Below are 23424 nucleotides of genomic sequence, written 5' to 3'. Positions count from 1 at the left end.
ATCACTGCCCTCATGCATTGCGATGATAGGCGTTAATTTTCTGCACTCGCAATTTTTCTGAACACGGCCGGAATGCTTTCCGGGAAGTCTGCCATAAACGTGGTGGTTTGGCTCGCAGATAAGGCCGCACTGAACAAGTAACCTTGCACATGATGGCAGAGTTTGTATTGCAGGTATTCAAACTGGATTGCGCTTTCCACGCCCTCTGCCACCACTTTTAAATTGAGACTGACCGCTAACGCAACCAACGCGTCGACAATCGCGATATCGACTTTGTCATGCGGAATCCCTGCCGTAAACTGCTTGTCAATTTTTAAAATATCTACCGGCAATTGTTTCAGGTAGTTCATTGACGAGTGGCCTATGCCAAAATCATCAATCGCAATGCCTATGCCTAACTGCTTTAGTGAGTAAAGGATTTGTTTGGCAGAATCAATATTACGCATGACCATGGATTCGGTAATTTCCAAGTTCAGGGTGCGCGGCGATATGTGGTAAAAATCCAGCGCATGGCGGATGGTATCTGACAGGCTATCGTCATCAATCTGGCGCGAAGAAATATTCACATTCATGAACAGATCCTTGTCAAACATCTCTTGCCACATGGCCAGTTGCTTGAGTGACTGGTGAATCACCCAGGCACCGATGCTGATAATCAGGCCCGAGCCTTCCGCCAGATGGATAAACTGGTCAGGGCTAAGTAAACCTCTGGTTGGATGACGCCATCTGAGCAAGGCCTCAAAGCCGATGGTTTTCAACAGCTGTGTATGGATGATGGGCTGATAATACAGCTCCAGCTCCTGATTTTGCAACGCGAAGTGCAGCGCCTCACGCAGATTGCGTAGCTCGGAGGTATTGGCTTCATCCATTTCACTGTAAAAGCGATAGGTGTTGCGACCCGCGTCCTTGGCTTGATACAGCGCCACATCCGCGTTTTTCATCACTTCGGTTTTAGAGTCAAATCCGGCTCTCAATTGCGCAATGCCGATGCTGACCCCAATATTAATTTCATGGTCATCGACGATAAATTGGGCAGAAATCGTCTGGATAATCCGTTTGCAGACTTGCTCTATCGTTTGCCGGCCTGCGGCATCCAGCAGAATGGCAAACTCATCGCCACCCAGGCGGAAAATCGCATCCTTTTGTGCCAGGTTGCCGCGCAGGCGGTGCGCCACTTGCAGCAACAACTTGTCCCCGGTGTTATGGCCAAACGAATCATTGACGATTTTAAAGCGGTCCAAGTCTAGCAACAGCAGATATACATTGGCTGGGCCATTGGACGAAGCGGTGATTCTACGCGTAATCGCTTCTTCAAACGCGTGACGGTTCAGTAATTGGGTATTTTTGTCGTAGTGCGCCAGGAACTGCAATTTTTCTTCAATGACTTTGCGATGTTCCAGTTCGGTTTGTAACTGAGCATCACGCTGACGGATGCTTTCCAGCATATTGTTGATGTCATGGCCTAGCATGCCGATTTCATCCTGACTGCGGATGCTGATGCGTTGGTCATAGTGATGGTTGCGAGTGATATTGCTGACAAAGCTTTGTAAGGCATGAATCGGGTTGACGATATTACGGTTAAGTCGCCAGATAATCAGACAGCCGACCAGTGCGGCTGCCAGGACCGCAATGGCGTTAGACCAGGCAAATCCAATCAGGACATCGACAATTTGCGCCTGCTTGATGGTTGCTTGCAAGGTGCCCACCGTTTTTTCATTCACCACGATAGGCGTCTCAACTTCCAGATCTTTGAAAAAAGGATAGAGCCATTGCCAGACGGCGGTGGATTGTGGATGTTGCGGATAGAGTTGCTGGATCGCTTGTTGCTGCTGGTTAAAAATCGTGATGCTGCGGATATTCTGATTATCCGTCAGCGGTTCCAGTGTTTTGGTCAGTGAGTTGACCTCCCCAAACATGACCGCGGGTCCAATCGACGTGGCTACGACCTGGGTTTGCACCAGAATGTCACGGATCATGTGTGTGCGCAGATTGTGATAGTGGCTGCCAAATGCAAACACGATAAACACCAGAAACATACTCAAGGTCATCACCAGTTCGGTGAGCAGCAGTTTGTGGGCAATCTTGAGGTGAGGCAGCAGTTTTAGCATACAAAATCACTGAATAAGGTTAGTCGCCAGTTTCATCAAGCGGGAGTCGAACACGATGCCCGCCTGTTTGGCCGCGCCCAAACGCAGCATGAACTGATAGCGTTTGTCTAGCTCGCTGATTTCTACATGGCCAAACTCGGCAAACTTGTTGCCCTGATGGACAACCGTGAGCACGGACTCTTTTTGAATAATCTGCTGCAATTCTAACGGCTTTTGTGAGACGACATCTTGAATATATAGCAAATTACAGCGTTTCACATCGGCTTGTGTTTTCAGCGTCACTAAAAAAATCGGAGATTGTTGTAATTTTTGCGACTCCAGCGAGGTGGCCTTGAGATGGCCAATGTCTTCCTCAAACGCACATACCGTGTAAATCTCCTGGCGTGGGCGATAAGGCGTCTGACTCAACAGGGCCAGATTGTAGAGTAACTCACTTTTTGAGGTACGTGCCTCGTCCACGCTGGCATGTGCTTGCGGGATGAAGTAGGGGTAAAGCAGGAGAAGCAGCAAGCGTGGAAAAAAACAAGACTGGCGCGCTGAAATCATCTTGATCTGACTCCAAAAGGGTGAGGGATCTGATCGAACGGTTTGGATGACAATGGGTTGCGGGCCAGTTTTAAGGCATTGCCACGGCCAGCTTACCGTCTGATGCAATGCCTATCATACCTTGCGGCCAGCTATCTATAATCAGCAAAATTGATAAATTCTGTATCGGTTTGATAAATTCATCAAACTAAAGGATTTTTTCTGGCTTGTGAACCTGCAGGAGATTAATAGTCACTACGTGTGAAGCCGGTTGGCGTCGCGGGTTTTAAATCAAAGGCAATGCAAATGCGCTCTGCGTCTGCCTGAAACGGGATCGTTCTATGAAAGAGCGAAGAGGGAAACAGCACAATATCTCCAATCGCCGGCTTGATATAACGTGTCGGAAACCGGTCATGCAATAGCGGGTATTGGTCGCCATGCGTGCCATATTCAAAGGCGCCTTCCTTTTCATCCTCAGTCTCCGGCATGGCCAGGTAAACCGCGCCGCTGATCCAGCCGATTTCATGAATATGCGCATCCAGATGCCCGCCTGTTTGCATCTTGACGTACCATGAGCTGGTGAATTCAAGTGCTGAGGGGAAATGGGTAATCAAGGCACAGTCCGCATGTTTAAATTGTTCGCGGTATGCGAGAAATTCACGTTTGACGATTTCGCCCAGTGTCCTGAACGAAGCTTCTGCACGTTTAAACAAATTGCCAGCAGACTGTTTGCCGTGAGTGAGCCGCGCTTGTTTGCGTTCAGCAATATCTGCTTGCGCGATATCGTTCAATAACTGTGTGAGCAAGGGGCTGCCAGGGGCCAGCTCAGGCAGGCTGCGGTGATAGACAAACGAAAAGCCATCCGGGCAAAACTGGTAAGGGTCGGGCTCGCCATGATTGATGCTGTAGTGCGTAGAGAGGGTGGCGATAAACGGTGCCGTGTGCGGGCCTTGCGCAAGCATTGCATCGCGACGTTGTTTAAAAACCTCAAATTGTTCTGCGCGATATAAACAATACAAGACTCTGGCTTGCCAGTCTTCCAGTTGCGATGTCTCAAAGTAAGGGATCGCTTCTTCGAAGCGCTTGGCCAAATATAGAAACTCGCCCATGTTGTAATTGGCTGCAGCATGTTGGGGATTGCGCTGCAAGGCTTGCTGATAGCAGTTGACCGCCCGTGTCATGTCGCCCTGATCGCGCCAGGTTTCCCCTAGATTGTTATAGGCATCGGTGTAATTTGGGAACAAATCGATGGCACGCTCATAGCTTTGTACGGCGGCTTGCAAGTCGCCTTGATCGCGTAGCACGGTGCCCAGATTAAAATGACCGCGTGCATCTTGCGGCTGGATGCGCAAGCCGCGCTGATAACTGGCGACCGCTTCGTCCAGCCGGCCTTGCTTTTGCAATATCGTGCCCAGATTGCCGTGGGCTTCAAAAAATTGCGGATTCAAGGCAATCGCTTGGGCATAAGCTTGCTCCGCGGCAACCAGGTCATTCAGATGTGTTTTAACAATCGCATAGTTGAACCAAAGCTCAGGGACTTTCGGGTTTAGGTTTAAAGCATGTTGGTAAGCCTCAGCCGCTTGCGGGTAGGCTTGCTGTTGATCGAATGCTAGCGCCAGCAAATGATGCAAGATAAATTCGCGAGGATGTTGCGCCACTAAAGGGCGAGCACGTTGAATCACTGCCTCGAATTGGCCGCGATTCAGTTGCTGTATTAATGCATTGATCTCTTGTGCGAGTGGAATAGCCATCATGAAAAATTCCCAATATAGTTACAATTCTGTAACAGATATTACAATTCCGCAATGATTGCGTGTGTTGATCTTCCGCAAATGGTGATTGTCTAAAAGGGGATTGGGTGCCAAAAAGGCAGGTGGGTTAGTGGGGGCGGGGGTGGTCTGAGCGCTGTTTGAGCAGTCTAACGGCAATTTCAGGGGCTTGTTCCAGCAAGCTGTGCATGTAGTCGCTTTCTATGCGGATGACGGATGCCCTCTCGGAGACTACCACCACACTGGCGGTTGCCGCTTGTTGAGAAAACAAGGCCATGTCACCAAAGAAATCGCCAGACTGCAAAATGCGCACGGTGCTTTCCTGCCCATTAGCGTGCTGTGTCATATGCAAGGTGCCCTCGACCACCATGTAATAGTAGTTACTCAATGCGCCTTGCCGGATGATGTGGTCGCCTTTGCTATAGGACTGTCCAAAGATCTGTGTCAGCGCTTGCAGGTAATGCTGCTGATTGGGCACATCATCAAACAGACCTTTCAGTAGCAATACTTCTTTTTGTTTCAGCGTGACCATCAATTCTATGCCCGCCAAAAAGACGGCAAAGTTGAGATATAACCAGCTGATCGAGACAAACATGGCTTTCATGCTGCCAAACACGGCACCAAAATTTTTATTCACCGTTAAAAATAACCCGAAGGCAGGGCGCATCAGCATCCACACCGTCGCCGTCAGCAAGGCTGAGATGAGCAAATGACGCCACTGGATGGGGAGAGGGCAAAAGCTATGATAAAAGCCAGCGATCAGCAAGGTGGTCAACAAGAGTGAAGCCAGCCAGCCGACCACGCTGATCATCGCTGTTGGCAGGTGCTGCGCCAAAAAGACAATCACTGATTCCAGCACAAAGCCCGCTGCGGTAAACAGGAAGAACACCAGCAACACGCCCAGTACCGCCATGATGTCCCGCAGCTTCTTATGCCAGAATGAGGGGACATCCTGGCGGCTGGCAATCAGGTAAAAGCTGGAGCGCATATGCGCAGCCAGAGGGGTGATGGTCCATAACAGAATAAAGAAGCCGACGGCACCCCAGGCGGCTTCGGTTTGAGTGTTGTGATACACCTCTACCATGATGCGCTGGCTAAATTCCGGGAGCAGATTGCTGGTCAGGATGGCCAGCTTCACGATCGCATAATCCGATGAGTACACCAAGTGGCTGAGTAAAAAGAAAATCAGCACAATCAGCGGGATCAGCGCAAACAGGGCATAAAACGACAACGCTGCCGCCAGCGCCATCAGGCGGTGGCGAATCACACCATGCCAGGTGGTCTGCACCACAAATAGTGGCGTGCAATAGGTATAAGCCGACAGCTGCTGTTTCAAGCCTTGCCATTGCTGCTGCAAGGTTGACCATAATACGGATGGCATCATATTGCGTTTAGTGGCTCAGTCTGCGTCTGATAAATGCTTATATTGTTCTGTGGCGTTCAGCAGGGCAAGGCAGGTACCTGCCTCCATCGCGGAGTGACCAGCATCCGGCACAATCACAAACTTGGCGTGAGGCAGAACTTGGCTCAGTGCCCAAGCCGTTTGCGGTGGGCACACCATGTCATAACGGCCCTGAACAATTGTCGTTGGAATGTGTGTCAGTTGTTTGCCCGCATCGGAGAGCATCTGCTCACCATCCACAAAACAGAGATGCCGGATGTAATGAATTTGTACCCGTGCGCGGGCGAGCTCCACCTGGCCATCCGGGGCGCTGCTGTCAGCCTTGGGCAGCAGGCTCATGATGCTGGATTCAAATGCATTCCAATGAATTGCCGCCGGAATACTGACGACGGGGTCAGGGTCGAACACCTGGGTTGCATAGTACTCCAGTACCTGGCTGCGCTGCGCTTCTGGGACTGGGGCTAGCAATGTCTGCCATGCTTCAGGAAAAAACAATGCAACCTGTCCCAGAAACCAGTTAATTTCATGTGGCCTGCTTAGAAAAATGCCACGCAAGGTCAGGCTGATCACATGATCCGCATGTTGATTGGCATAGGCCAGCGCCAGGGTGCTGCCCCATGAGCCGCCGAAAACATGCCAGCGTGAAATATTCAGCTTGGTTCTAATCTGTTCGATATCGGCAATTAGATGTTGAGTCGTGTTGTTTTCAACTTCACCCGCCGGCGTGCTGCGGCCACAGCCGCGCTGATCAAACAGAATGATGTGGTAATACGCAGGATCAAAAAAGCGCCGTTGCGCCGGATTGCAGCCGCTGCCCGGACCGCCGTGCAAAAAAATCACGGGAACCCCTTCTGGGTTACCGCATTGCTCAACATAAACAGAATGTAACGAAGTGACAGCAAGATGCCACTGTTTGAACGGTTGGCATTCGGGAAAGAGCGCGAGGTTTTTCATAGAGTGTTTTATTTAACTATTTGATTTTATTGGTTAAAAGTTATGGTTCATCGGGAAGAGAAAAAAATCAAAAAATAATTTGAAAAAATTGTAACCAATTTGTAACCAAAGTGTTGCAATTGAAAACAAATTGTTCTATATTGCAATCCTCACATGTGGCAAGTGACAATTTCCAAGTTAGTTCAGGATAATTTCCCTTGTCTCTGGTGTGTAAAGTGTGTGCCTTTTATGCTCATTCCTAGTGTCAGCAAATCAGGTGCACACCTAATATTAAACCCTTAGTACTAACTTTGGAGATCAATATGCAAGTTAACAAAATCAAACTGGCCCTGGGTCTGGTAGCTGCTTTGCCAATGGTTGCATTCGCTGCTGCTGACCAAGAAGCTGCTATGAAAGATGCCAACAACTGGGCACACCCACGCGCTAACCATTTCAACCAAGGCTACAGCAACCTGGCTCAAATCAACAAAGGTAACGTTAAAAACCTGAAAGCTGCTTGGACATTCGCAACCGGTGTAAACCGTGGTCACGAAGGTTCTCCAGTGGTTGTGGGTAACATGATGTATGTACATACAGCATTCCCAAACAACGTATACGCTCTGGATTTGAACGACAACCAAAAAATCGTTTGGTCCTATTTCCCAAAACAAGACCCAAGCGTACAAGCAGTTCTGTGCTGTGACAACGTTTCTCGCGGTCTGGGCTACGGCGACGGCAAAATCTTCTTGCAACAAAACGACGGCATGCTGGTTGCTTTGGATGCAAAAACTGGTGCTAAAGTTTGGGACGTTAAAAACACTGATCCAAAAGTCGGTGCAACTAACACCAACGCACCACACGTGATCAAAGACAAAGTACTGACCGGTTGCTCAGGTGCTGAGTTCGGCGTACGTTGCTTTATTGTTGCTTACAACATTAAAGATGGTTCTCTGGCATGGAAAGCCTACTCTACAGGCCCAGATAGCGAAACATTGCATGACGCTAACACTAACAAAGAAAACCCACAGTACAACGCGCTGTCTGTTTATGAAGACGTGAACGGTGGTAACAAACAAGGTGGTTCTTTCAAAAAGATCCCTAACGACCAACTGAAAATCGGCGAAAAAGAACTGGGTACACGTACTTGGTTGAAACCACAAGCTGTGAAAGACGGCTGGCAACATGGTGGTGGTTCCGTATGGGGCTGGTGGCCATATGATGCCAAGACAAACTTGGTATACTACGGTTCAGGTAACCCATCAGTTTGGAACCCAGACGTACGTCCAGGTGACAACAAATGGTCCATGACAATCACTGCACGTGATCTGGACACTGGTGTTGCTAAATGGGCAATGCAAATGACACCACACGATGAGTGGGACTACGACGGTATTAACGAAGTGATCCTGTTCGACAAAGGTGGCAAAACATACGCATGGCACCATGACCGTAACGGTTTCATCTACACATGGCAAGCTAACAACGGTACATTGGTTGCTGCTGAAAAAGTGCATCCATTCGTTAACTGGGCAACTGATGTTGATCTGAAAACAGGTGTGCCAAACAAACTGGCTACTGCTTCTACTCACCAAGACTACAACGCTAAAGGCGTATGTCCAGCGGCTTTGGGTACTAAAGACCAACAGCCAGCGGCTTACTCACCAAAAACTGGTTTGATGTACACACCATTGAACCACGTATGTATGACATACGAGCCAGTTGAGTCCAAATACGTTGCTGGTCAACCATGGGTTGGTGCGACACTGACCATGTTTGCTGGTCCAGACGGCGTGATGGGTGGTTTCGGTGCTTACGATCCAATGACCAACAAAAAAGTTTGGTACAACAAAGAGAAGTTCTCTGCTTGGGGCGGTGCTCTGACTACAGCTTCTAACATCGTGTTCTACGGTACTTTGGATCGTTGGTTCAAAGCTGTTGATGCACAAAACGGTAAAGAACTGTGGAAATTCCAAGTGGGTTCAGGCGTGATTGGTAACGCATTCACCTACGGCCATGCTGGTAAACAATACGTTGGCGTATTGTCCGGTATCGGTGGTTGGGCTGGTGTTGCGATGAACTTGGGTATGACTAACGACACAGACGCACTGGGTGCTGCTGGTGGTTACAAAGAGTTGACCAAGTACAACGCTGCTCCTGGCGGCGGTGCATTGAACGTGTTCTCACTGTAATTTGAGCTTGTCTTAAATTATCTAATAGAAGTACGTTGACTCCTTAACACCCTGCTTAGGCAGGGTGTTTTTTTTCATGAATTTCATGATTAAAAACCATGAACAGGAATTTAAGTAGGACTTCCCTACAAATCAATACGTATTCGCGATAAGATGATTGAGTTTGTCGTGAATTCATCGAACTTTTGCATATGAACAAGTTCAAAAAGCGACAGGAAACAATCACAAAAAGGAACGAAATCAAAATGAAAATATGGAATATGCTGGGTGCGGTGGGATTGATGTTGGCAACGCAATCATGGGTGTCTGCTGAGGAGATCGAAATCCCTTCAATCAACCCGGATGAAGGCCGGATCGGCGAGGTGCGTCGCGTGGCTGATGAATCAGAATTTAAGGTTTGTTCTGATCCCGATAATATGCCTTACTCCAACTTGAAATTGGAAGGATTTGAAGACAAGATTGCAAAGGTGCTGGCTGATGATCTGGGTAAGAAGCTGAGCTTCCAATATGCTTATAACCGTCAAGGTTTCCTGCGTAATACCATCAATGCGATGCGCTGTGATGTGATCATTGGCATGACTTCAGACTTCGATGGGTTGAGAACGTCCAAACCCTACTATCGTTCAGGGCATGTATTCGTCTGGCGCAAAGACAGCAATTACGACATTACCAACTGGGATTCGCCAGACTTGAAAAAGGGCATTATCGGGATTGTTGACAAGAGCCCAGCCACCATTCCGCTCAATGATTACAACTTGATGACCAATGCACGTCCTTATCGTCTGCAGCGCGACCTGAATTTGCCAACCAGCTTTATCATTGATGATCTGGTCAAGGGTGATATTGATGTTGCTGTGATGTGGGGGCCGATTGCTGGTTACTTCGTTAAAAATTCCAAAGTCCCTTTGGAAATGCGCCTGATCCCTGAGTACAACAAAGTCAATCTTAAGGGTAAGGAGTATTGGAATATTTCAGTGGCTGTCCGTATGAAGGATAAAGACCGCATCAAAATGATTAATGAAGCCCTGGAGCGCAACAAAGACAAGATTGATGCGATCCTAAAGGATTACGGCATACCTACCGTGCCTGTTGTTGAAGGCGACAGTGTGTATAAAAAATAACAGTGCTGTTGAAAAAGTTTTGTAAACAGACAGTTGATAATGACAAGGAAAAAAAAACACAGTAAAATCGTTGGCTTGTTTTGAGATGGCTGCGTGATAAATTCTGTCATTATTAATGAATTATTCGTCAACCGTTTCTGGAACGATTCGTTAAATGAGCATGCGGTAATTGTTTGGTTTTCCACTTGGCGCCGCTCATTTTGTTTAGGATTAGGAGAAAACATGTTAGGCAACACACTTAAATCAGCATTGTTGATTTCCTTGATGGCATTTGCCACAGGCGCAATGGCTGATATCACTTTTTCAGCAACTCAAGACGGTTCCACCATAAATATTGATAAGGCTTTGTTTAATACAGATGCGGCTAAACAATTCTTAGCAACGGGTAAAAATCCATATGTTGGCAATGATGAGGCCATCAAAAGAGGCAAGAAAATTTTCAACCTGTATTCATGTGTTGCATGTCACGGTGGTAAAGGTGAAGGTGCAGTTGGTCCAGGCTTGATCGGTGCTAACTTCCGTTACGCTAAAAACGCAACCAATAAGGGCATGTTTGAAACGATCTGGCACGGTACCAATGGTGGTATGGGTGCTAAGGGTTTCGGCCTGATGGCTCCAGATGATGGTTTGAGTCCAGATGACGTATTGAAAGTGATTGCTTATGTGCGTAGTAATAGCAACGTAGGTATGACAGGTAACGAATAATTCGTTACGAATAAAAACGGTCACTTAGGTGACCGTTTTTTGTTTTTATGGCACAATTAAAGCATGCTGTGTGAAGCTAAAAAAATAATAGATATGGCAGCATTTTAAGGAATAATACTATATAAAATCTGGGGGTAACGATGAGAAATCTATTATTGATGGTATTGCTGGCAGCAATGTTGGCGGCATGTAACAACGGTGGACAATCTGCTGGCGCTTCAGCAGAAGGTGGTGATGTCAAGGCGATACAGTTTGTCACCACCCAAGATGGTCAACCTATGGAAATTGACCACAAAATGTTTGATACACCTGCTGCGAAAGAGTTTTTGGCGACGGGTAAAAACCCTTATATTGGGAACGAAGAAGCAATTAAAGAAGGCAAGAAAAAGTTTAATCTGTTTTCCTGCGTTGCTTGTCACGGTGGTCATGGTGAAGGTGCTGTGGGGCCTGGCTTGATTGGCGAGAATTTCCGTTATGCGAAGAATGCAACCAATAAAGGCATGTTTGAAACGATCTGGCATGGCACCAATGGTGGCATGGGTGCAAAAGGTTTTGGCTTGATGGCGCCAGATGATGGTTTGAAGCCTGACGATGTGTTGAAAATCATCGCTTTTATTCGTAGTCATGCCAAAATTACTGGTAACGAATAGTCGTGTTATTTGAGGTGTTGTGCGCGCTTGGCAGTACGGCAGGCGCGCTTTTTTATTGAAGGATAAATGTGAGCGTGACTGACGAAAATGATTTACACCATGTCATTATTGTAGGTGGTGGTGCAGGTGGCCTTGAATTGGCGACCAAGTTGGGTGACTCCTTGGGCAAAAAGAAAAAAGCAAGGATCACGTTGATTGACGCAACACGAACCCATGTCTGGAAGCCGCTGTTGCACGAAATTGCAGCGGGTAGTATGGATCCGGATCGCCATGAGCTGGAGTATCTGGCACAGGCACATTGGCATCACTTCAAGTTCAGGCTGGGCCGGATGGATGGTCTGAATCGTGCAACACGTGAAGTGTTTTTGTCGCCGGTACATGACGAAGATGGGAATGAAATTATTGCGCGCCGTTCATTCAAATACGATACCCTGATTATCGCGGTGGGTAGTACTACCAATGATTTTGGCATTAAAGGGGCACGTGAGTATTCACTTGCCTTGGATACCCAGGCGCAGGCGCAAAAATTCCATCGCTATCTGCACAACGCATTATTGCGTGCACAAACACAGCCTGAACCATTAAAACCCGGTCAGCTTGAAGTGGCGATTGTGGGCGCTGGGGCGACGGGTGTCGAGTTGGCGGCTGAACTGCACAATACTACGCGTGAGCTCGCCGCCTATGGCCTGGATAAAATTGATGCCGATCGTGACGTCAAGATTTCTCTGATTGAAGCAAGTGACCGTATTTTGCCAGCATTACCACCCAAGCTTTCTTATGCGGTTGATGTCGAGCTGCGTAAACTGCGGGTGAATGTGTTTACTGGCGAGCGTGTGACTGAGGTGTCTCCCAAAGGCATCACGACGCACAGCGGCCGTACGATTCCTGCGGAGTTGGTGGTGTGGGCAGCTGGCATCAAAGCCCCGGATTTTCTCAAGGATATCGATGGGCTGGAAACCAACCGTATTAACCAGCTGGTGGTGAATCAGCATTTGCAGACCACTCGTGATACGAATATTTTTGCGTTTGGTGATTGTGCAGCCTGTCCATGGCTGGGGCATGACGCGACGGTGCCTCCACGTGCGCAAGCGGCACACCAGCAGGCTTCGCTGCTGATCAAGACGGTGAAGGCGCGTGTGGCTGGTAAAGAATCGCTGCCAGAGTTCCACTATACCGATTACGGCTCACTGGTCAATTTGGGCAAATACTCTACCGTGGGCAGCTTGATGGGTGCTGTGGCGGGGGGCAGCATGTACATTCAGGGCTTGTTCGCACGCGTGATGTACCGTTCCTTGTACAAGATGCACTTGATGGCATTGCACGGTGTGCTGGCGGTGATTGTTCATACCATCGGTCGTATTATCTCAAGACGTACCGAGCCACATGTCAAATTGCATTGATCGCTAGGCAGCAAAAAGGGCGCTCAGGCGCCCTTTTTATTGATTGTATCAAAGCTGCGTTGCGCTTATCGCCGGATATGTTTGCGATAAACCAGTGTGATCAATGACATGCTGAAGATAATAAATACCCCGAAGATGGCCACAATGGTATTAATGTCTAGCTTGGCGCCTACCATCCAGGTGTAAGCGCCTAATAGCAGCAAGATGCCTATATTCTCGTTAAAATTCTGTACGGCAATCGAGTGCCCGGCGCCGAGTAAATGATGGCCCCTGTGCTGTAATAAGGAGTTGAGCGGCACCAGAAAATAGCCTGAAAGCACACCAATGACAAATAGCAGGATCCCTGCCAGAATGGGGCTGTGGATCACCATCATGCTCATCACCAGAATCCCCATGTAAATGCCTGCCGGTAACACTTTCACGGCATTCTCCAGCTCGACATACTTGGAAGCGATGATTGAGCCGATGGCGATGCCAACGGCAAGGATGGCGATCAAATAAGTCGCTTGTTGCTGAGAGAAGCCCAATCTGACATCTGCCCACTGTAATACCACGAATTGCAAGGTGGCCCCGGCGCCCCAGAACAAAGTGGTGACGGCCAGCGAGACTTGGCCTTGCGGATCTTTCCACAGCGTCATAAAGGCATGCCAAAAATCTTTGAGCAAAAACCAGAGCGTTTTTTGCGCTACTTTGTGGTCAATCGGTACTTTGGGAATGTAGTAGTTGAACGCTGCGGCCAGCAAATATAGACACATGATGCAGGCAATCCCCATGTATGGATTATTGGCAGACAACGTAGAACCCAAGACCGGCCCCAGAATAATGGCGGTGACTGTGGTGCCTTCCATCCATGCGTTGGCCTTGATTAACAAATGCGATGGCAGCATTTCCGTCAAAATGCCATATTTCGCTGGCGAATAAGCGGCAGCACCTATCCCCACCACAGCGTACGCATACAGGGGCGGCACACCCGCCAGTGCCATCAGGCAACCGATAAACTTCAACCCATTGCTTAAAAACATGACCCGGCCTTTGGGCAGCGCATCGGCAAATGGGCCGACAAAAGGCGCGAGCACGATATAGGAAATCACGAAAAATTCGCGTAGAAGTGGTTCGTGCCAGCTGGGTGCGTTAAGCTTTGCCAGCAGGGCAATCGCAGCAAACAGCAGAGCATTATCTGCGATTGCCGACAAAAACTGGGCAATCAGTAAGGTATAGAAGCCTTTGACCATAAGAAGCGAGCAGACGACTGTCTACAAGACCTCTGCCGCAAAGTCTGCCAGACGTGAGCGCTCACCACGCACCAGGGTGATATGCCCGTTATGCGCCCAGTTCTTGAAGCGGTCAACCACATAGGTCAATCCCGAGCTGCCCTCCGTCAGGTAGGGAGTATCAATCTGGGCAATATTGCCCAGACAGACCACTTTGGTGCCCGGTCCGGCCCGCGTAATCAGCGTTTTCATTTGTTTGGGGGTGAGGTTTTGTGCTTCGTCTATGATCAGAAACTTGTTGAGAAAGGTACGCCCACGCATGAAGTTCAGCGATTTGATTTTAATCCGGGTACGAATCAGGTCTTGAGTGGCTGCACGGCCCCACTCACCCACATCTTCATCGGTTTTGTTGAGCACATCGAGGTTGTCCTCAAGGGCACCCATCCATGGCGCCATTTTTTCCTCTTCCGTGCCAGGTAAAAAGCCAATATCTTCGCCGACCGGTACCGTCACACGGGTCATGATAATTTCAGAATAACGTTTTTTATCCAGGGTTTGCGTCAGGGCGGCGGCGAGGGTGAGCAAGGTTTTACCCGTCCCGGCCTGCCCCAGCAGCGTAACAAAATCAATGTTGGGATCCATCAGCAGGTTGAGCGCAAAGTTCTGCTCACGATTGCGCGCAGTGATGCCCCACACATTGTGTTTGGGGTTCATGTGGTCCTGCACCACTTCAAGAATGGCGGTATTGTCTTCAATCTTGCGCACAATAGCATGAAACGGTTTGTTGAATTCATAAAACACGAATTCATTTACTAGCAGTGACTTGACGATAGGCCCGCTGACTTTGTAGTACATGCGGCCAGATTCTTGCCATGAATGCATGTCCTTGCTGTGCAAGTCCCAAAAGTTTTCAGGCAGTTCGCGCAGGCCGGTATACAGCATGTCGCTGTCTTCCAGTACCTTGTCATTAAAGTAATCTTCAGCCGCCACGCCCATGGCACGGGCTTTGATACGGATGTTGATATCCTTGCTGACCAGGATGACATTGCGTTTGGTGTGTTGTTTTTTGAGCGCCAGCACCACGCTGATGATCTGGTTGTCGGCCTTGCTGCCAGCAAGGCCTGGTAAATCCGTCGGCACATGTTCGGTCTGGAAAAATAGCTTGCCCGTTAAATGACGGTTGCCTTGAATGGCAAGCGGACAGCCTTCCTCAAGATTGCTTGTTTCATTGCCCCCCATGATTTCTTCAAGAAAACGGCTGGCCTGGCGTGCGTTACGTGCAACTTCGGTCAAGCCTTTTTTATTGTTGTCCAGCTCTTCCAGGGTGACCATGGGAAGGTAGACGTCGTGCTCTTCAAACCTGAATAGCGACGAAGGGTCGTGCATCAAAACGTTGGTATCGAGGACAAAAAGCTTGGTTTGTGGAGCACGGGCCATAGAAAATCACTTTTATGAGTGGGAAGACTGTATGCTGGCTAATACCTCAGCGGCATGACCATCGACTTTGACACCGCGCCATTCGCGCACAATGATGCCTTGTGGGTTGATCAGAAACGTACTGCGCTCAATGCCGCGAACCTGTTTGCCATACATGTTTTTCATTTTGATCACATTAAACGCCTGGCAAGCGATCTCATCGCTGTCCGAGATCAATTCAAAGGGAAAGCTGTATTTGGCCTTGAAGTTTTCGTGCGATTTGAGCGTATCACGCGAAATGCCAAAAATGATGGCATTGGCTTCGAGAAATGCGGCATGCATGTCACGGAACTGCATCCCTTGCGTGGTACAGCCTGGGGTGGAATCCTTGGGGTAGAAATATAGGACGAGGAACTTGCCCAAATAGTCTTTGCTATTGAATTGCAGGCTGGAGGTCGCTGGTAAGCTGAGTTCTGGAACAGGTGAATTTAACATAGTTGACATCGCTATCACTTAATCACATTGTTGATAAAAATACAAAATTAAGCAAGCACAAATCGCATATTCACCGCCTGCGATCAAGCATCTCACGAGAGGTGGATGATTATTGCGGTAATAAGATAGTAATGCGGGTACCTGTGCCTGCGCCACTTTCAAAAGACATGCTCCCGCCGAGCTCTTCGCAAACTTTAAATGCAAAAGGAATGCCGAGACCCGTGCCGAACCGTTTGGTGGTGGGGCCCGGTGTCAGTGCATGCGGATCAGGCTTGAACGGCATGCCTGGCCCCTGGTCGATAATCACCAGGGTTAGCAAGTGATCATGTAGCACACATTGCAGCTGAATCTCGGCGCCTTTGGGAGAAGCCTCTGTCGCGTTTAGAAGCAGGTTGTATAGCATTTGTTCCAGTAAATGCTCGTCGGTCAAAATCAATTGTTGCACAGTGTCACTGTTTTCTTGCAGCCTGATCTGCTTTTCATTCAGTTTGGGATGCAAGGTAGTGACCGCACCTTGAACGATATTGGATAGCCGCAGCTGATTGAGCATAGGCTTGATCGGATGAAGATAAGACAACAGGCTGCCGGTCCAGCGCTCAAGCCGGTCTACGGTATGGATAATGCCTTGAATCGACTCCATGGTGTCCTTGTCCAGCTGCGGGTCATCGATGACCTGCGCAGTAGCGCGGATACTCGCCAGGGGATTGCGGATGTTATGCGCCAGCATAGGCACCAACAGGCCAAGTGCCGCCTGTTTCTCGCTCTTGACCAGGGCATCGCGGCTGGCGGCCAGGTCTTCGGCCATTTTATTGATTTCGCGTGACAGCATCGCCAGCTCCTCGGCGCCAGCTTCTGGCACCTGATGGGTGAGGCTGCCGCCACTGATGGCATTGGTGGCTTGCATAATGTCATTTATCGGGCGCACGATAGACTCTTTGAGAATGCGTCTGGAATAGACAATCAGCACGCAAGCCAGTAACAGCGGCAAAGACAAAACGGCAATGGAGTTACTTCTGGCTTCATCCAACCTGTGCTTGATCTCACCTTGCTTGATCATGAGCAGGCGTTCTGCGCGCTTGGACACCTCTTCATAATGCTTGAAGATGCCGGTTTCAATATCCTGATAAATCGACTTCTGGGCATTACGGTCGGGATTGTTCTGGTAACGATAGAACAGCGCAGGTGCTTCATTCACCAGGTTGCGGTATTTGTGCTCAATCTCCATCAAGGCATCACGTTCTTCCTGGTCCAGCGCGATCGACTGCAGGCGCTCCATATGGATCAGAATCGACGTGGTGTATTGGTTGTATTCATTGAGCGCATTCGTCTCTTGCAAAAAAAATGCATCAAACAACTCTTTCATTTGCCGGTAAAGGTCGCCACGTACCAGGTAGATTTCCTGGATCACGACATTGATGCGCTGGGATTGTTTGGAGGCTTTGTCCCACAAATAGATGCCATAAGCGCCACTGGCGACGGCGAGGACGATCAGTGCAATAAAATAGATGTCATGAAACAGCAATAATAAGCGCAGCGGCTTGACATGTTGCCAATGGGGAGAGGGGCTTGTCTGCTTGCGCTTGAACAGCATGTGCACCTAACTGGACAGTTTGAAGCTGACCGTGACAATAATGTTATTGATTCTGCCACGTAGTATTTCATGAAAATGGGGTTTCAGCTGCGATTTTTGCGCTGCCGCCAAGGCTGCGTCATCAATGGCTTTGTTGCCGCTGGACTCTAAGACTTCGATATTGGTGATATTGCCATGATCGTCAATGCTGATGCTTAATTTGACATCGCCCTCTATGCCTCTGTCTTGCGCAATCCGCGGGTAGCGCTGGTTTTTCTTCAGCTCACGATGCGCCGCACTTCTAAACGCATTACGCGCGGCGTCAATATCCCCTTCGCTGGGCCCAGAGGCTTTGACTGGTTCTGGTGGCGCAGGGGGGGCGGGGGGCGGCACCACGACTTCAGACTTGGTTTCACTGACGCTGGGCTTGGCGGCAATCACAGCCGGGGCTGGTGATTCCACTACGGGGCGGGGCGTTTCTACCGCTTGCTCTGGCATAGGCGACGGTTTTTGCGGCGTCACCGGTTTTTGCTCAACGGGCTTGGGTTCTAGCTTTGGAGGCTGTGGCTGCGGTTTGGGAGGGGTGGGTTTGACCACTTCAGGTTCTGCTGGTGCAGGTGGCGCGGGCGTGACCGCGGGTGGTTCTGGTTTGACCAGCTCAATCCGAATTTCTTGCTTGTTTGGGGGCGGCAGGTCGTAATCAGGTTTGGGTAGGGTAAACATGATCAAGGCATGTATCAGGAGTGAGGCAATCAGGCACCACTCTAATAAATGACTGAATTGTTTTGTTTCTTTTAAAACGGCTTGCACGCCAATATCCCTTTTGATGACCCCCAACGCAAGCCGACACTATAAGCTATTTTTGAATCTTCTTGCCAGCTTGCAGATACAAGGATGCCTTAGAAAATGCCGGTGAAAGGTTGTACTTCAACCCAACTGCCTGCGGGTAGCGGCCCTGAGGCTTCATCGAGCAAGATAAAGCAATTGGCCTGACTCATGCTACTTAAAATACCGGAGCCCTGCTCGCCTGTGGTTTTTACCTTCCAGTCTGCACCGTCCTTAAACAGGATACCGCGCTGAAACTCGGTACGACCTGCGGCCTTTTTAATCGGGCTCACGCACGCAACCTTGAAGGAAGGTTGTGCGCGCTCATGGCTTCCCATCAAGGTTTTTAACGCCGTTTGCACAAACTGGTAAAACGTTACCATCGTGGCGACCGGATTGCCGGGCAAGCCAAAATAATGCGCTTGTCCCAGCTTGCCATAGGCCAGTGGTCGCCCTGGCTTCATGTTGATTTTCCAGAACAGCACCTGACCATGGGTGGCGAGCAGTTGTTTCATGAAGTCCGCTTCCCCCACGGACACACCGCCACTGGTGATAACCACATCAAAGCGGGCGGCGGCTTGCAATAGGGTGTGCTCCAAGGCTTGGGGATTGTCGGCAATATTGCCCAGGTCCTCGACCTCTGCGCCCAGGGCTTGCAACATGCCCCACAGGCTATAGCGGTTACTGTCGTAAATTTGTCCTGCTTGCAAGGGCTGGCCGACGCTAACCAGTTCATCGCCCGTGGTAAAAAAGGCCACTTTAAGACGCCGGTAAACCTCAATTTCTGCGACACCCAGCGAGGCGAGCAAGCCCATATCTGCCGGTTGCAACGTGTGGCCAGTAGCAAGGACGGTTTGTCCGATAGCGATGTCTTCACCCATTAGGCGAATATTGGCGCCTTTGCCAGGCAATTTTTGGATGTTGACATGCTCGCCGGTCACTGTTGCATGCTCTTGCATCACGACGGTGTCAGCGTCTGCCGGAATCACTGCCCCGGTCATGATTTTGATACAGCCACCCGCAGGAATCGTGCCGTTAAAAGGCTTGCCGGCAAACGCCGTGCCGACGATACGCAATGGCTGCGAGGCTTCAGCGAGCCTGAAAGCAAAGCCATCCATGGCTGAATTGTTGTGACCTGGCACATTGAGTGTAGAGGCGATAGGGCTGGCGAGCACCCGTCCCAAGGCTTGTTTAATCGAAAGGCGTTCGGTCTGTTGCACAGGCGTCAGGAATTGTTGAATGTATTGTCGCGCTTGCGATACCGACATGGCATTGGGGTCATAATCCTCTGCGCCCGCCGGATCGTGGGCCAATTGACGTAATAAATCTGGTGTCTGGTTCATAGCGATGATGATGGCTGTTCATTAATGTTAGTAAACGCTTGCTCATCTTCAAAGCTCACGAATACATGTGGATGTTGCGCTTGCCATGCGCTCACTTTGCGCTGGCCTTGCTCGAGAAAATGATCCAAATCCTCGCGCAGGGCGCGTGGCATCAGGCAGAAAACGGGGTGTGTTCCACTCTGGCTGCGTGCAATGGCCAGCCCATTGGCTTGCTTGTGCAGGTGTTGTGTTTGTTCCAGCGCAGTCTTGAGGCGACTGACCAGATCCAGCGGCAGCAGCGGCGAATCGCAGGGGACACTCACAATCCACTCGGTGCTGGCATGATGCATCCCTGCTTGCATGCCTGCCAAAGGCCCGTCAAATTGGTCATTGGCATCGGCGACCACAGGGATGCCAAAACGCTGGTACTCGTCCAGATGGCGGTTGGCATTGATGATGACATGATTCACTTGCGGCTGGATGCGCTCCAGCACATGCGCGACCAGAGGTTTGCCCTGGTAATCCACCAGGCCTTTGTCCACGCCCCCCATGCGCAAGCCACGCCCCCCGGCAAGAATCACTGCGGTAATCTGCATTAACCACCTGTGTGCGACATAAAACGGATCACAGCGGGTCCTGCACGCTGTAAATCAAAGTCATGGCCTTTGGGTTTGATGTGCATGCCGTGCAAAATTGCTTCTACCAGGGGCTGGTCATCGTCGGGATGCGCACGCAATAGCGGTAATAAATTCACCTGATGGTCCTGGCCCAGGCATAAAAACAATTCTCCCTGGCAGGTAATGCGTACCCGATTGCAATTTTCACAAAAATTGTGGCTATGCGGTGAAATAAAGCCGATTCTGGTCGCTTGGCCATTGACCTGCCAGTAGCGCGCGGGGCCGCCTGTTTGATGGGTACTTGGCGTCAGTGAGAACTTACTTTTAAGTAATGCCAGGGTGTCTTTATTGCTGACGCAGCTCTGTTCACGGTCGTGCGCCACTTCGCCCAAGGGCATCTCTTCAATAAAGCTGATATCTATGCGTTTTTGAATGGCGAAGTTCACCAGGGCTTCGGCTTCATCGTCATTGATGCCGCGCATCAATACCGAATTGAGCTTTATATTTTCAAAGCCGACAGCGATGGCTGCTTCAAGACCGCCCAGCACTTTGGATAACTCACCTACCCGGGTGATCGCCTTGAAGCGGTCAGCCTGCAAGCTGTCGATGGAAATATTGATGCGTTTGACGCCTGCCGCCTTCAATGCCTGCGCGTATTTATCCAGTTGGCTGCCATTGGTGGTAATGACACACTCCTCCAGACCGGGCAAATGTCCAATTTCCTCAAACAGCCACAGTGCATTTTTGCGTACCAGCGGTTCGCCGCCAGTGATGCGAACTTTACGCACGCCCATACGGACAAACAATTTAACCAAGCGTGCACACTCTTCCAGTGACATGACCTCGTGACGGGGCAAAAACGTCATGTCCTCTGCCATGCAGTATTGGCAGCGGAAATCGCAGCGGTCAGTAATCGACAGGCGTATGTAGTCCACCTGTCGGCCAAACTGGTCGATCAATTGGGTGGGCAGAGTGGCTGGCGTATGCATTGCAATCATTAAAATTTAAAGTAATCAGCATTTTATGCCCTTTTTTTGCTTTAACAAGGCATAAATAGAGGATATGATGCCAGGGTGATAGAATGTAACTGAATTGTAACTCGTTAAGATGTGAGGTCGGTTTGGATAACACATTAAGCCATGAACAGCATGCGCAAATTCAAGCGCATATTCAAGCACACCAGCATGTACCGGGCGGCTTAATGCCTCTGCTACATGCGATTCAGGATGATATTGGCTATGTGCCGGAAACCGTCTATCCTGACATTGCCAAAGCCCTGGCGCTCTCGGTGGCCGAGGTGCACGGCGTGGTGAGTTTCTATCATCATTTCCGTACACATCCGGTCGGCAAGCATGTATTGCAAGTCTGCCGCGCGGAATCCTGCCAGGCCATGGGTTCCGAGAAGCTTGAAGCCGAATTAAAAGCCAGGCTAGGCGTGGACTATCATCAAACCACCGCTGACGGCACACTGACCTTGCTCCCGGTCTATTGTCTGGGTAATTGCGGCTGTTCCCCCGCCATCATGCTCGATGAAGAGGTCTATGGCCGCATGAATACGCAAAAAGTGACTGAACTGATTGCCGAGGTATGTCATGGTTAAGATCTATGTCCCAATCGACTCGACAGCACTGTCTTTGGGTGCTGAGCGTACCGCGAAAAAAATCATCCACGAAGCTCAGGCGCGTGGCCTGAACATTACGCTGGTGCGTAATGGCTCTCGTGGCCTGTTCTGGCTGGAACCTCTGGTAGAAGTAGAGAGTGCGCAAGGGCGCGTCGCGTTTGGCCCAGTGTCGCCCGCAGACATCGCAGGCTTGTTTGATGCAGGGTTTACCCAGCCCTTGGCAGACCAGGCGAAAGCTCATCCCTTATATCTCGGCTTGACTGAAGAGCTGGCCTGGCTCAAAAAACAGCAACGACTGACCTTTGCCCGGGTGGGGATCACTGCCCCCTTGTCTCTTGAGGACTACCTCGCGCATGATGGCTATCAAGGACTCAAAAATGCGCTGACCATGTCCGGCGCTGACATAGTCAAAGCAGTGACGGACTCAGGCTTGCGTGGCCGGGGTGGTGCCGCTTTTCCGACCGGCATCAAGTGGAATACCGTGCTCAATGCGCCCGCTGAACAAAAATACGTCGTCTGTAATGCGGATGAGGGCGATTCCGGCACCTATTCTGACCGCATGATCATGGAAGACGATCCGTTTGTGCTGATTGAAGGCATGACCATCGCCGGCATTGCGGTCGGCGCAACGCAGGGCTATATCTATTTGCGCAGTGAATATCCACATGCCTTGAAAACACTGAATGAGGCGATCCGCAAGGCCAATCTTGCCGGGTATCTGGGCGAGAATATTCAGGGCTCAGGCCGTACGTTTCACCTGGAGGTCCGCCGTGCGGCAGGCGCTTATGTGTGTGGCGAAGAGACTTCTTTACTCGAAAGCCTGGAAGGCAAGCGAGGGCTGGTGCGCTTCAAGCCGCCATTGCCCGCCATTGAAGGCTTGTTTGGCAAGCCGACCATTGTCAATAACGTGATCTCGCTGGCTACCGTACCGATTATTCTGGATAAGGGTGCGCAATACTATGCGGATTACGGCATGGGGCGTTCACGTGGCACCTTGCCTATCCAGCTGGCGGGCAATTTAAAACACACCGGCCTAGTCGAGCTGGCATTTGGTGCGACCTTGCGCGAATTGCTCTACGACTATGGTGGTGGTTCAGCGACTGGGCGGCCGATTCGCGCCGTGCAAGTCGGCGGCCCGCTAGGGGCCTATTTACCAGAGAGTCAGTTTGATACGCCACTGGATTATGAAGAGTTTGGCAAAATCTGGGCGGTACTCGGTCACGGCGGCATCGTTGCTTTTGATGACAGTGTCGATATGGCGAAAATGGCACGCTACGCCTTTGAGTTTTGCGCCGAGGAAAGCTGCGGCAAATGTACGCCATGCCGGATCGGCTCTACCCGTGGCGTAGAGGTGATGGACAAGATTATGCTGGGCAACAATCGCGCCAAGCAAGTGCATTTGTTGCGTGATTTGTCTGACACCATGCTTAACGGTTCTCTGTGCGCCTTGGGTGGGATGACGCCTTACCCGGTCTTGAGCGCATTGAACCATTTCCCTGAAGACTTTGGATTAAGTGGTAAAGAGGCTGCAGCCTAGGCAGCAAA

The 23424-nt window shown here is 50.0% G+C and carries 20 protein-coding genes; 7 read left to right on the top strand and 13 right to left on the bottom strand.

The window, feature by feature from the left end; all coding sequences use genetic code 11:
- Positions 1 to 32: 32 nt before the first annotated feature.
- From ACT53C_RS06070 to pip, 5 genes are all read right to left on the bottom strand, one after another.
- Positions 33 to 2108: a bifunctional diguanylate cyclase/phosphodiesterase gene (locus ACT53C_RS06070; RefSeq protein WP_476145272.1), complete on the bottom strand. Its 2076-nt coding sequence runs from the start codon at positions 2106 to 2108 to the stop codon at positions 33 to 35.
- Between the two features lie 6 nt (positions 2109 to 2114).
- The gene (locus tag ACT53C_RS06065) at positions 2115 to 2654 is read right to left on the bottom strand and encodes a YfiR family protein (protein WP_476145271.1); all 540 of its coding nucleotides are present in this window, start codon (positions 2652 to 2654) and stop codon (positions 2115 to 2117) included.
- A 224-nt stretch (positions 2655 to 2878) separates the two neighbouring features.
- On the bottom strand, positions 2879 to 4384 hold the full coding sequence (locus ACT53C_RS06060; protein ID WP_476145365.1) for a tetratricopeptide repeat protein: 1506 nt from the start codon (positions 4382 to 4384) through the stop codon (positions 2879 to 2881).
- Between the two features lie 127 nt (positions 4385 to 4511).
- The gene (locus tag ACT53C_RS06055; protein WP_476145270.1) at positions 4512 to 5786 is read right to left on the bottom strand and encodes a YhjD/YihY/BrkB family envelope integrity protein; all 1275 of its coding nucleotides are present in this window, start codon (positions 5784 to 5786) and stop codon (positions 4512 to 4514) included.
- Between the two features lie 15 nt (positions 5787 to 5801).
- Complete coding sequence (pip, locus tag ACT53C_RS06050; protein ID WP_476145269.1) at positions 5802 to 6758, bottom strand: prolyl aminopeptidase; 957 nt, start codon at positions 6756 to 6758, stop codon at positions 5802 to 5804.
- A gap of 302 nt (positions 6759 to 7060) precedes the next feature.
- Between pip and ACT53C_RS06045 the strand changes: the two genes are divergently transcribed.
- From ACT53C_RS06045 to ACT53C_RS06025, 5 genes are all read left to right on the top strand, one after another.
- Positions 7061 to 8926 carry an outer membrane protein assembly factor BamB family protein gene (locus ACT53C_RS06045; protein WP_476145268.1) on the top strand — a complete coding sequence of 622 codons (1866 nt, stop codon included), beginning with the start codon at positions 7061 to 7063 and terminating at the stop codon, positions 8924 to 8926.
- Positions 8927 to 9207: 281 nt separating this feature from the next.
- Positions 9208 to 10047 (top strand): quinoprotein dehydrogenase-associated putative ABC transporter substrate-binding protein, encoded by an 840-nt coding sequence (locus ACT53C_RS06040; RefSeq protein WP_476145364.1) that lies wholly within the window; start codon positions 9208 to 9210, stop codon positions 10045 to 10047.
- A 222-nt stretch (positions 10048 to 10269) separates the two neighbouring features.
- On the top strand, positions 10270 to 10752 hold the full coding sequence (locus tag ACT53C_RS06035) for a c-type cytochrome (protein ID WP_476145363.1): 483 nt from the start codon (positions 10270 to 10272) through the stop codon (positions 10750 to 10752).
- Positions 10753 to 10892: 140 nt separating this feature from the next.
- Positions 10893 to 11402 carry a c-type cytochrome gene (locus ACT53C_RS06030; RefSeq protein WP_476145267.1) on the top strand — a complete coding sequence of 170 codons (510 nt, stop codon included), beginning with the start codon at positions 10893 to 10895 and terminating at the stop codon, positions 11400 to 11402.
- Positions 11403 to 11476: 74 nt separating this feature from the next.
- Positions 11477 to 12802 carry an NAD(P)/FAD-dependent oxidoreductase gene (locus ACT53C_RS06025; RefSeq protein ID WP_194749161.1) on the top strand — a complete coding sequence of 442 codons (1326 nt, stop codon included), beginning with the start codon at positions 11477 to 11479 and terminating at the stop codon, positions 12800 to 12802.
- A gap of 65 nt (positions 12803 to 12867) precedes the next feature.
- Here ACT53C_RS06025 and lplT read toward each other — a convergent pair whose 3' ends face one another.
- The 8 genes from lplT to moaA form a co-directional block, all read right to left on the bottom strand.
- Positions 12868 to 14034: a lysophospholipid transporter LplT gene (gene lplT, locus ACT53C_RS06020; protein WP_194749162.1), complete on the bottom strand. Its 1167-nt coding sequence runs from the start codon at positions 14032 to 14034 to the stop codon at positions 12868 to 12870.
- 21 nt (positions 14035 to 14055) lie between these two features.
- A complete protein-coding gene (locus ACT53C_RS06015) occupies positions 14056 to 15450 on the bottom strand; it encodes a PhoH family protein (protein WP_194749163.1) in 1395 nt (464 codons plus the stop codon).
- Positions 15451 to 15462: 12 nt separating this feature from the next.
- The gene (locus tag ACT53C_RS06010) at positions 15463 to 15924 is read right to left on the bottom strand and encodes a peroxiredoxin (RefSeq protein ID WP_194749399.1); all 462 of its coding nucleotides are present in this window, start codon (positions 15922 to 15924) and stop codon (positions 15463 to 15465) included.
- 109 nt (positions 15925 to 16033) lie between these two features.
- The gene (locus tag ACT53C_RS06005; protein WP_476145266.1) at positions 16034 to 17515 is read right to left on the bottom strand and encodes a sensor histidine kinase; all 1482 of its coding nucleotides are present in this window, start codon (positions 17513 to 17515) and stop codon (positions 16034 to 16036) included.
- 6 nt (positions 17516 to 17521) lie between these two features.
- Entirely contained in the window at positions 17522 to 18304 is a 783-nt protein-coding gene (locus tag ACT53C_RS06000; protein ID WP_476145265.1) for an energy transducer TonB, read from the bottom strand.
- A gap of 89 nt (positions 18305 to 18393) precedes the next feature.
- Positions 18394 to 19662, bottom strand: coding sequence for a molybdopterin molybdotransferase MoeA (moeA, locus tag ACT53C_RS05995; protein WP_476145264.1), 1269 nt, complete (start codon positions 19660 to 19662; stop codon positions 18394 to 18396).
- Positions 19659 to 20237: a molybdenum cofactor guanylyltransferase MobA gene (gene mobA, locus ACT53C_RS05990; protein WP_476145263.1), complete on the bottom strand. Its 579-nt coding sequence runs from the start codon at positions 20235 to 20237 to the stop codon at positions 19659 to 19661. The genes moeA and mobA overlap by 4 nt, the downstream gene beginning before the upstream one ends.
- Positions 20237 to 21247, bottom strand: a complete 1011-nt coding sequence (moaA, locus tag ACT53C_RS05985; RefSeq protein ID WP_476145262.1) for a GTP 3',8-cyclase MoaA — start codon at positions 21245 to 21247, stop codon at positions 20237 to 20239. The genes mobA and moaA overlap by 1 nt, the downstream gene beginning before the upstream one ends.
- A gap of 131 nt (positions 21248 to 21378) precedes the next feature.
- Between moaA and ACT53C_RS05980 the strand changes: the two genes are divergently transcribed.
- Positions 21379 to 21858, top strand: coding sequence for a formate dehydrogenase subunit gamma (locus ACT53C_RS05980; protein ID WP_476145261.1), 480 nt, complete (start codon positions 21379 to 21381; stop codon positions 21856 to 21858).
- Positions 21851 to 23416, top strand: coding sequence for a formate dehydrogenase beta subunit (locus ACT53C_RS05975; protein WP_476145260.1), 1566 nt, complete (start codon positions 21851 to 21853; stop codon positions 23414 to 23416). The genes ACT53C_RS05980 and ACT53C_RS05975 overlap by 8 nt, the downstream gene beginning before the upstream one ends.
- The last annotated feature ends 8 nt before the right edge of the window (positions 23417 to 23424 follow it).

The organism is Methylophilus sp. DMC14, from assembly GCF_056314085.1.
Note: the sequence above shows the minus strand (reverse complement) of the source record. Positions and strands in the feature narration are given on the sequence as shown.